This window comes from Novosphingobium sp., from assembly GCF_036733805.1.
GTDB lineage: Bacteria > Pseudomonadota > Alphaproteobacteria > Sphingomonadales > Sphingomonadaceae > Novosphingobium.
On the sequence record NZ_DAIMZT010000085.1, the window covers coordinates 1 to 7,526 of the forward strand.

General features: G+C 60.4%; 6 protein-coding genes and 1 pseudogene. 2 read left to right on the forward strand and 5 right to left on the reverse strand.

Annotated elements, in window-relative coordinates:
* Positions 1-185 (reverse strand): hypothetical protein (locus V7D69_RS14505; RefSeq protein WP_333606152.1); only part of this gene is annotated, 185 nt, incomplete at its 3' end.
* A gap of 202 nt (positions 186-387) precedes the next feature.
* Here V7D69_RS14505 and V7D69_RS14510 point away from each other — a divergent pair.
* Entirely contained in the window at positions 388-1,914 is a 1,527-nt protein-coding gene (locus V7D69_RS14510) for an acyl-CoA synthetase (protein WP_333606153.1), read from the forward strand.
* 520 nt (positions 1,915-2,434) lie between these two features.
* Entirely contained in the window at positions 2,435-3,829 is a 1,395-nt protein-coding gene (locus tag V7D69_RS14515; RefSeq protein WP_333606154.1) for a hypothetical protein, read from the forward strand.
* 49 nt (positions 3,830-3,878) lie between these two features.
* Here the strand turns inward: V7D69_RS14515 and V7D69_RS14520 are convergent, their stop codons facing one another.
* The 4 genes and pseudogenes from V7D69_RS14520 to V7D69_RS16220 form a co-directional block, all read right to left on the reverse strand.
* Positions 3,879-4,517 carry a TetR/AcrR family transcriptional regulator gene (locus V7D69_RS14520; protein ID WP_333606155.1) on the reverse strand — a complete coding sequence of 213 codons (639 nt, stop codon included), beginning with the start codon at positions 4,515-4,517 and terminating at the stop codon, positions 3,879-3,881.
* Between the two features lie 289 nt (positions 4,518-4,806).
* Complete coding sequence (locus V7D69_RS14525) at positions 4,807-6,180, reverse strand: hypothetical protein (RefSeq protein ID WP_333606156.1); 1,374 nt, start codon at positions 6,178-6,180, stop codon at positions 4,807-4,809.
* Complete coding sequence (locus V7D69_RS14530; protein WP_333606157.1) at positions 6,181-6,750, reverse strand: recombinase family protein; 570 nt, start codon at positions 6,748-6,750, stop codon at positions 6,181-6,183.
* Between the two features lie 352 nt (positions 6,751-7,102).
* Positions 7,103-7,461 (reverse strand): annotated as a pseudogene (locus V7D69_RS16220) (MFS transporter); the annotation flags it as partial.
* Positions 7,462-7,526 lie beyond the last annotated feature (65 nt).

Genomic DNA, 7,526 nt, shown 5'->3' on the forward strand with positions numbered 1-7,526 from the left:
TGCTCTGCGGCAGCCCCATATCTGCGCGCCAGAATGGCGCAGACCATGAGCCGGTCTGGTGAAAGAAGGTCGCGGGAGAAGTCCAGGGCGTCGTCCTTGAAGGCCTGCTCCAGCAGCCCGACATAGCGCTGGCCGGTCTTATGGCTAACCTCGATGGCGGCACCGAATTGAGAATAGTTGACCAACTGACACGACTGCCCCCCCTTCCTCCTGCCCACCTTCCAACACCGGGCGGCTGGCAACCCGTGGCCGAAAACAGAGAGTGACGCAGCGATCTCGCCATTGTCCGGCCAGATTCGCTTGGTCCATGACCCGTAACATTGCCGCGTGTGCGGCGCGCCTCTATGAACGAGGCTGCTTTCACAATTTATCCGAGACGAGAGGATCATGTCGACAGACCGCTTCCCGCTTTTGCAGGGGGATAATGACCGGACCGCCTTGATCGATGGTGAGCGCCGCGTGACTTATGGTGCGCTCAACGGCCTTGCGAACCGCCTTGCTACCGGATTGCTGGGCAGCAAGGAGGATCTGGAGGAAGAACGCATTGCCTTCTTCCTGCCCGCCAGCACCGACTATGTCGCGGTGATGCACGCCGTCTGGCGTGCAGGCGGAATCGCCGTTCCCCTCAATGTCGCCGCGACCGTTGCCGAACTGGATCATTACCTCCGTTGCGCGCGCGTGACCCGGCTCATCACCCAAAGTGAGCATCACGCCATGCTGGGCGGATTGTGCGCAAAACTGAGCATCCGTCTGTTACAGCCGGACGAACTCATGGCCGGTGAAGCAGGCGTCCTGCCGGATATTGCCGATGACCGCCGCGCGATGATGGTCTTCACCAGCGGAACCACCAGCAAGCCCAAGGGCGTGGTAACCACCCATGGCAACATCCGGGCGCAGATCACCGTGCTTCTAGACGCCTGGGGCTGGTCGGACAGCGACAAGATTCCCCTGTTCCTGCCGCTGCATCATGTCCATGGCATTATCAACGTGCTGAGCTGCGCCCTTTGGGCGGGCGCGACGGTGCATCTCTTTCCTCGATTCGACGCACCCGCCATCGCCGCCCATGTCGCGGCGGGCGACTATTCGGTCTTCATGGCGGTGCCGACCATCTATGTGAAGCTGCTCGACCAGCTCGACCGCCTGGAAAAGGGTGAAGCGAAAAAGGTCTGCGACGGCTTTGCCGCCATGCGCCTGAACGTGTCCGGCTCAGCGGCCTGTCCGGTTCCATTGTTCGAGCAGTGGCGCGCGCGCACCGGCCAGGTGCTGCTCGAACGCTACGGCATGACCGAGATCGGCATGGCCCTGTCCAACCCCCTTCATGGCGAACGGCGGGCGGGGCATGTCGGCCAGCCCTTGCCGGGGGTCGAGGTGCGTCTCTACGGCGAGGATGAGCAACTCATCACCGAAGAAGGGCAACCAGGCGAGATCCGCGTCAAGGGAGCCAATGTTTTCCTCGAATATTGGGACAATGAACGGTCCACGCGGGAGAGCTTCCGCGACGGCTGGTTCTGCACCGGCGACATGGCGGTAATCGAACAGGGCTATTACCGGATCATGGGGCGGACCTCGATCGATATCATCAAGTCGGGCGGCTATAAATTGTCGGCGCTTGAAATTGAGGCGGTGTTGCTCGCCCATCCCGCTATCGCGGAGGTCGCCGTTATCGGGATCGAGGATGCAACCTGGGGCGAAGTCGTGGCAGCCTTCATCGTGCCACGATCGGGTCACAAGGCGGACCCCGAGGAGATCATTGGCTGGTCCGCGCAGCAATTGTCCGCCTACAAGATTCCGCGGCTCATCCGTTTCGTCGACAGCTTGCCCCGCAACGCCATGGGCAAGGTGACCAAGCCCGAGCTGAAGCCGCTGCTCAGCGCCGCTTCAGCGCAAGCTTTTTCGGATAGGCCGCCTTCATAATGGCGGCAATTGCGGGAAGTTAATCGGCAAGGGCTGGGACATTTTGCTCGGTCCGCTTCGGAGCATATAACCGGCAATAGCTGCCGACCGATCATCCAATATATTTCGTCCCCATGCGCAACGCCCTCAGCCCCTTCTGCTGCAAATTTTTCTTGCGGAAGCCCCCCTCCAGAAGTAATGACTTTTCATTATTTCACTGACAAGCGAATTGATCGCCAAGGTTGGGAGAGAGAATTTGATCCGGAATTCCCGTTGGACGACAGCCGCCGCAGTCGTGTCGTTGGGCCTCACGCTAGGTGGCGGGGCGGTTGTCCATGCCCGCGAAATCGGAACCCGGACGGCGTCGGTGCCCGTAAATCCTTTCCTGGCTCGTAGCGCCACGCCCATTTCGCACCGCAATTCCGCCCAACAAAACGCATCACGCATTCCTGGGCCGGCAGGCCCAACGGCAACCCTTGCGGAAAACCAGCTGGATTGGCGCTTTCTCGGCCCGGGCCATTATGGAGCGGTACTGTCCAGCGTGGAGAAAGACGGGCGGCGGGTGCTGTGGTCAAATGGTGCGGAAACGATCGCCAAGCTCGACGCGGAGACATTCGAAGTTCTCGCGCAATTGCCGCTGATCCCCGAGGGCCGGTTCACGCAGGCGGAAGCCGCTACCGAACTTAATCGGGTCTACGCTGCTCCTGACGCGGAACAGGCGGATCTGGCCTTCAAACTGCGCATGAGGATGCTCAAGAGCAATAGTGGCGCTGGCGTCTACGCCATGATCGACAAGGATGGCAATTTCTACGTCAGCAGCCGGACCGGCGTCACCATCTACGGCGACGCGGTTCCCGGGGATTCACGTTCGCCGATCGTCGTGCGCCGTCAGTGGACGAAGCCTGACGACGTGGGCGGCGTTCTCATGGGAATGAACATGACCTATGATGGCCGGGTCATTCTGGTCAGCACCGCCGGTGATGTCATCGCTCTGAGCCGCAACCTCGACGATATGCAGCGTATCAAGATGCGGCATTCGGAAGATCGCGACGCCTACATGGCCCGGGTTCGGGATCGAACAGGCGGTGAGGAGGGCATGGGCTGGATGCGCAATTCCTTTGCCGTCGATCCGCAAGGGGGCATCTACATCATATCCGCCGGATACATGCACAAGGTCGTGTGGACCGGCAAGAAGCTTTCGACCGCGGAAGCCGATGGCGCCTGGTCGGAACCTTACAGGGATGGTCGTGGTCTCGGCAGTGGCTCAACTCCCGTCCTCATGGGCTTTGGTCCCAAGGACGACCGCCTCGTGGTGTTCACGGACGGTGACGACGTGATGAATGTGACCGCTTACTGGAGGGATGCCATACCGCAGGGCTGGACCCCGCCTCCCGGTGCGCCCAGCCGCCGCCTCGCTGGTTTCGCCCGAGCGGACATGGGCGATCCGAGCAAGACGGCGGTCCAGACGGAACAGGCGACCGTAGTGGGTGACTATGGCGCGATCGTGGTGGACAATGAACCCGCCGCCGTTCCTGCGGGCCTACCGGCAAAGGGCTGGCAGGTCATGTTCAGCTTCCTCGGCAACGATCCGCGCTACGCGCCGCATGGCATGCAGAAGTTCGAATGGGATCCGGTCGCGAAGAAAATGAAGCTCGCATGGACCAACCGCACCATCTCATCGCCGAATGCGGTTCCCTTCATCAGTCTCGCGTCGGGTCTCGTATATACGATCGGCGCGCGGGGCGGCAAATGGACGCTTGAGGGCGTCGATTGGAAAAGCGGACGATCCTCCTTCCACTACATACTGCCTTCCAACAATTTCAACGCGATGGGGGCGGGTGTCCAGCAGGACGATCATGGCAACATCGTCTATGGCACCCCGTTCGGAAAGGCGCGCATTCCGCTGAAACTTTCGGTCGCAAAAATGCGGCCATAGGCCTTTCGACACAGCGGGGCGTAGAGTGGATGTTCCGGTGAGGCTTGGCCTAGGCTATCGCTTCGGGTGCCAGCAATGCCGCCACTACGCTCCGCTTCAATGTGCCGACCATGGCGGATAGGGACTCCACGGCCACTTCGCCACGCTCGATACCGGCTTCCAGCCCGGCAAGGCATGATGTGATCTGGATGCTGGCAAACCGCAATCTGATCTCGACGGAATCGGGATATCGAGCCGCTATGATTTGCCGCAGCGCCGTCAGGGCGAGCAAAAGCCCTTTCGTTTCCAGGTGCGGTCCGCAGAATTGATCTACTGGCTCTCGATCCAGGCGTTCGAGAAAGCGCAGGTAGCAATTGCCTTCGGGTCGCGGTGCCAACTGGTCCGCGAGGGGTAAGATGATGGCCTCAACCACTGCGTCGAGATCAAGAAGCGACGCCGCTTTGAGCATTTCGATGCGTCGCGGGTTTATGACGGCCATGCGATGCGACCAGACCTCCCGGATCAGTGCCGCTCGCGATCCGAAATAATATTGAAGTGCAGACACATTGCGAACACCGGCTTTCAAATGAAGGAGCTGTGTTGAAAAGCCGGCAACGCCATGTTCGGCGACAAGTCGTTCGGCTGCATGCACAAGTGCGAGGCGTGTTTCAGTGGCTGATGCGCGTCTGGACTTTTTTACCGGGGTCATGAATTCTTCTTACCATCATGCTGCAGGCGAACATAGCATAGCGATAAGGCGTTACTGACCCGCTGGCACCAACGCGCCATTACGCCGTCGATGAGGCACGCTGCTGATCCTCCCTGGGAAATCAGCCAAACCCTACCCGCCAATTGCATCAAATATGAGTCAGAGCCCATTTTAGACGCCGATTGACACCACCCAGCATCGGGCGAGTGCCGATTATGAGGGCATAACGTGGATGGTACGCCAGACAACGCTAACGCAGGACAATGCCAGAACTGTGGCGGAAGGGCCGTCAACGCCGGAGTTCGATCAGTCCCAGTTCTTCCCACATCCATGTGAAGTCATAGCTCGCCATGGGATCGGCAATACCGGCTTTTGCAGCGCTGTTTTCGATATATTTGAGCCAATCCGCCACTTTTCCCCGACCCGCCTTGGTGCGGGCAAGAGCACGGGGGCTCTTGTGGCCAAGGGCCGGGACCGGTTCATCGAGCGTTTTTGCATATCCCCGGGTCAGCATGCCGTGGACAATCCGTTCCATTTCGTGGGGCGGGATATCCAGCGCTTCGCTCTGCGGCCCGCGGACGCCATCGTCAGCCATGATCTGGGTCAGTGTTCGGATTTCGGTCATGGGTGCAGCGAGACAAGCGCCCAGCCATTCACGCATCTGCTCAATCGCTCGTTCTGCGCGGGCCGCACTGTTCACCTCGATGATCAGTTTGCGTTCTGTCAGTTCCACAGTGGCAAAAACCGGCGTGCCATCGTCCATGGTTGTGACGAAGGCCTGCTTGCCTTTTGTCGCTTGCGGCTTCTTTCCCTTTGCCGCCGGCGCCAGCCAATTCCAAAAGCAGTCGCTTGCAGGCTCCAGCCATTGCGCCGCGTTCAGCCTGCGGACCACGCTCTTGCCGATCACACCCTTTGCCAGTGGAAAGACGATCCGGTGGAACACAATGTCATCGCCATCGGCATTGACCAGTTCCGGCTCCCGATCGGGCGCGGCCTGGCCCAAGCTGTCCAGCAGCCAGATATTGGTGAACATCGGCGCGGAGGCACGCAGCAGTGCATCCCGATCGGACACATCAAATTCGTCATTGTCCGCCGGTTCAGTGAACAGCCTATCGAATGCATCAACGAGTTGAGCGGCTCCATCCGCACTGAATGACAACAGCGCACCGGAAATGCCGTAGCGCCCGTTAACCTCGACAACCCGCGCGGCGATCCTGTCCCAGTTGACAAGGGTCCGGGTTGCGCTGCGTTCCTGCACGGTCACCGGGGCGGTGTCGCGCAACAGATCGCGCAGGGTCATAGACTGGCCGGGTATGACTTCGCTGACTTCATAGAGCGACATGGCCGCATGGCGCAGGGCCCGCATATAGGCCTTGTTTGGCGCCTTTTCATTCCACCCACGCCGCTTGAGATAGTCATCGACCAGATTGCGGCCGTCCGGCTCCCATTCCTGAGCAAGCAGATCCTCGAAGGCGCAGCCCCATAGCGGCCCTTCCCAATGGTCGCCGATGATGTCGAATATGTCGTCAGGCTCAAGGCCCGTTGCCTCGCACGCCGGGCCAAGATGTGCGGACAGCATCTCGTCCATCGCCTCGTCCCAAGGCGCACGGCCCGCATATTTGATCAGGCCGGAAAGATCGTGGGTGGATTTCGTGCTGGACATTCAGGCAGGCCTTTCTACGCCGAGGCGACGCATTTCGCGGTAGATGGTGGATCGCCCTATGCCGAGTTGCCTGGCGGCTTGCGCTGGCGAGATCCTGGCTTCCACGAGTTTGAGCGCCGCTTCTATTTTTCCCATGTCGAGCGGCTGCCGCCCTGGCAGCTTACCCTTGGCCCGGGCCGCCTCGATACCATCTTTGGTCCGTTCTGAGATCAGCCGGCGCTCAAAATGGGCGATGGCCCCGAACACATGGAAGATGAGTTCGCCGGCAGCCGACGATGTGTCGATTTTTTCCTCAAGGCTCAGAAGCGCGACGCCTTGGACACGCAGCGTCTCGATCGTGGCGAGCAATTCGGCGAGGGACCGCCCGAGCCGATCGAGGCGGACCACCGCCAGCGTATCGCCCTTGCGGGCATAGGCGAAAAGGGTTGCCAGACCGGGCCGGTCCATGCTCTTCCCCGACATGATATCGGTGAACACCTTGATGGCCCCTGCCTTCTCCAGGCGCATGGTCTGCCCCGCCACATCCTGGTCGCCGGTACTGACGCGGGCATAGCCCAGAATATCGCCCATGCCGTTCATCCCATCCATACCCGTCCACATACTATGTCCCTTTACTCATGGCTGTCCATAGGCCGAGATGACCTTTTGTGGACGGGAATCGACAAGGTCGAGCGGACCCTGGCAAGCTGATCCTGCAAGAGGCTGCCAAGGGAGCCGTAGGCCAGCGCAGCTAAACTTCTGAGCCCCGCGCGGCGGCGGCGCTGCATCAATCATGTGCGACGAGAGCTTCCAGTCCGGGTAGCTGAACGGCGAGTCTGCCGGGTTCTGGGCCAGCATCGATCGACGCAGCGTAAAGGACCGTTGCTTTGTCGTCCCTGCTAGGCTCCGGCATACTTAGCCAGATGGCCAGTATCGGCGTGACGGCCATAGTTCCCGCCGAGGCAAGAAGAGCCGCCGCAACGCCATTGCCTTGCGCGACCACGCCCCACAACCAGCTACCAAATGCGATGCCTCCGCAGATGGTCGCCTGAAACGCCGCAAGCGTTTGCCCCGCCACCCAGCGGGGGCCGAGAGCTGGATCGTAATGTTCGATATCGCGACGCTAACCATCCAAGCGCCCCCAGCCGCGAAGAGGACGACAGCGGACGGCGCCACCGACCCGCTCATCGCCTCTACCGCGATGGCCGCAGCCATGACGATGGCGCAGAGCCGGATGATGGCTTCTCCGGCCAATCGCTGGCGAATATATAAAATATTAAGCGCACTTATGATCGCCCCCATACCGAAGGACCCTAGGTTGTAGTGAGGATTTAACCTTTTACCGCAGTTGGATGTGGATTGCGGCG

Excerpts from the sequence above, each read along its gene's own strand:
- V7D69_RS14510 (WP_333606153.1), top strand. The coding sequence starts at position 388 with ATGTCGACAGACCGCTTCCCGCTTTTGCAGGGGGATAATGACCGGACC.
- V7D69_RS14520 (WP_333606155.1), bottom strand. The coding sequence starts at position 4,517 with ATGACCCCGGTAAAAAAGTCCAGACGCGCATCAGCCACTGAAACACGC.
- V7D69_RS14525 (WP_333606156.1), bottom strand. The coding sequence starts at position 6,180 with ATGTCCAGCACGAAATCCACCCACGATCTTTCCGGCCTGATCAAATAT.
- V7D69_RS14530 (WP_333606157.1), bottom strand. The coding sequence starts at position 6,750 with ATGGGCGATATTCTGGGCTATGCCCGCGTCAGTACCGGCGACCAGGAT.